Raw genomic sequence first — 2,417 nt, 5'->3', positions numbered from 1 at the left:
CGAGCCAGGGAAGATACGGGACGAAAGCCAGGCCGATGCCGCGCGAGATGTAGGTGGTAAGATTCCCACCAGGATCGTAGCCCAGAATCTTGGTGAGTCGGGTAGGGGGAAACGTGCCGCAGTCTAGGAGGCGGCTGAGCGGGTTCTGGGTCTTCCAGGGGCCAAGGAGCGGGAAGCGGACTTGCCCGCCGTGCGTGTGCCCGGAGAGCATTAAGTCCACACCTGCCCGCGCGGCGAGTGCCGCCACTTGCGGGGAGTGTGCCAGCAACAGCGTGAAGCGCCCCGGTGTAAGCTCTGCAAAGGTGGCGTCTAAGTCGGCGTGGCCGTAGTAGGGATCGTCGCAGCCCGCAAGCGTGATGGTCGCCCCGCATAGTGTCAGTGGCAAGCTCTCATTGGTGAGCGTACAAACCCCCACCTCGGCTAAAAGCGCTTCGAGCCAGGCACGGCGCTCCTTGCGAATCTTATGCTCCGCATTGCCCCAAATTGCAAATGCGGGGGTCTCTGGAAAAAGCTGTGCGATCTCGGTGACGAGCTTGACAGCGGGAACGACGCCACGTGAGTTACCCAAAAAGTCGCCGCCCCAGACAATCAGATCAGGCTTTTCCAGCTCCGCACAGAGCGCCACCACGCGCCGCTCCCGCTCGCCAAATTCCCAGACATGCGGGTCGGAGAGAAACAGAACCGAGAGTCCGTCCCAGGCGGCGGGTAGACGCGGCAGGAAAAGCTCCGTGTGGGTCACTTCGACTAAAAGCGGCTCAACTTTGAGGGCGTAGAGCGCGAGCCCCGCAGCGGCTCCTGCCGTCATGCCAAGTAGCCTCTTACTCCCAAGCAGCTTCCTACTCATCGGGAGAGCGGTGCCGCCTTAGAAGTGACCGGCTCGACGCGTGCATGGAGGGTGCGAATCTTCACCACATCGCGTAGCATCCGCAGGCCCGCACGGAGGTACGCACCGCGCGTCGCAAATGCCGCCGCGCCTTCTTGATGCGCCCAGCGCACGGGGATCTCGGCGACCTTAAGACCTAGCCGCAGCGCCAGAAAAATTGCCTCGACATCGAAACTAAACCCATCGAGCTGGCAGCGGGAGAAGATCGCCTGCGCCGCATCGTGCGTGAGGAGCTTGAAGCCGCACTGAGTGTCGTAGATTCCCGGGGTTGCCGCGAGCTGCACGATCTTATTGAAGCTCCGACCACAAAGCTCACGCAAGAGCGGCTGGCGCACCGTGAGCTCGGACTCGCGCAAGGGCCGCGAGCCGATGGCGTAGTCCGCCCCCGAGTCAAGCGCCGCCTCTAGCTTGGTGAGCTCCTCAATAGGCGTCGCGAGATCGGCATCCATAAAGAGCACGCGCTCACCCGCAGCGCGCAGAACGCCGTAGCGCACCGCGTAGCCCTTGCCCCGATTGCCGCCGTAGCCCAGCACGGTAACGCCGGGAAAGCTTGCGGCCACCCGTGCCGTTTCGTCGCGCGAGCCATCGTCTACCACTAAAATTTCGGCGCCGAGCTTTCGCGCCTGTACATAGGCCAGAGTCGCCTCCAAAGTACGGGGCAGACGCTTTGCTTCGTTGTAGGCTGGAATGACAATCGAGAGCTGCATGGACGTTGCCTTATTGTATCACTGGCAGGAAATCCTCCCCTGCTCGGTGAAGATGATGCCATGCCTCTTCGTGGACGCTTTTTCTTTGCGGCGCTGCTCCTTATTCCCATCAATGCCTTCTGGATCATCCAGTCTGAGGTGATGCGCTACGCCGGGCACCCGACCACGATCTCGCTGTTTTACAATACGATCTTCTGGCTCTGTGTCTTGTTGGCGCTCAATGGCCTTGTGGGGCGCTTCTTTCCCAAGGCGACATTCTCGCGATTAGAACTACTGACGCTCTACGCGATGCTCAATATCTGCTCCGCGCTGGCGGGCCACGACACGATCGAGGTGCTCCTGCCCATTCTCGCCTACCCGGTCTACCGTGCCAACGCCACTAACAACTGGGAGCTAGATCTGATTCCCCGGCTTCCCAAGCACTTAGTGGTCACTGACAAAGACGCGCTCAAGCCCTACTTTGAAGGCCACTCGACTCTCTACCAGGCCGATCACTTGCGTGCGTGGCTGCTACCCACCCTCTCCTGGTGCGGCTTTTTGACCACGATGGTCGTGCTCTTTATGTTCCTCAACGTGCTCCTGCGCCGCCGCTGGACTGAGAGTGAGAAGCTGGCTTTCCCACTGATCCAGCTCCCGCTGGAGCTCACCGCACCGGGGGCACCGCTGCTCAAGAACAAAGTTCTCTGGGCCGGGATTTTGATTGCGGTGGTCTTGCAGCTCTGGAACGGCGTCGCGGTGCTCAATCCGCAGGTGCCGCTGATTCAGCTCAAGTACGTTGACCAGGCCACGGGCTTTCCCACGCGCCCGTGGAGCGCGATTGGCTGGCT

General features: G+C 61.2%; 3 protein-coding genes. 1 reads left to right on the top strand and 2 read right to left on the bottom strand.

The window, feature by feature from the left end; genetic code table 11:
• On the bottom strand, positions 1 to 844 hold an 844-nt coding region (locus ACH2EH_RS01055; protein ID WP_395137948.1), incomplete at its 3' end, for a metallophosphoesterase.
• A complete protein-coding gene (locus ACH2EH_RS01050) occupies positions 841 to 1,590 on the bottom strand; it encodes a dolichyl-phosphate beta-glucosyltransferase (protein ID WP_395137947.1) in 750 nt (249 codons plus the stop codon). The genes ACH2EH_RS01055 and ACH2EH_RS01050, both read right to left, overlap by 4 nt.
• A 60-nt stretch (positions 1,591 to 1,650) precedes the next feature.
• Here ACH2EH_RS01050 and ACH2EH_RS01045 point away from each other — a divergent pair.
• A partial coding sequence (locus ACH2EH_RS01045) for a DUF6785 family protein (RefSeq protein ID WP_395137944.1) occupies positions 1,651 to 2,417 on the top strand: 767 nt, incomplete at its 3' end.

It is taken from the genome of Armatimonas sp., from assembly GCF_043760365.1.
In the GTDB taxonomy this organism is placed as follows: Bacteria; Armatimonadota; Armatimonadia; order Armatimonadales; family Armatimonadaceae; genus Armatimonas.
Note: the sequence above shows the minus strand (reverse complement) of the source record. Positions and strands in the feature narration are given on the sequence as shown.

What these genes read in the sequence shown, in the direction of transcription:
- ACH2EH_RS01050 (WP_395137947.1), bottom strand. Translation starts at nt 1,590, where the DNA reads ATGCAGCTCTCGATTGTCATTCCAGCCTACAACGAAGCAAAGCGTCTG.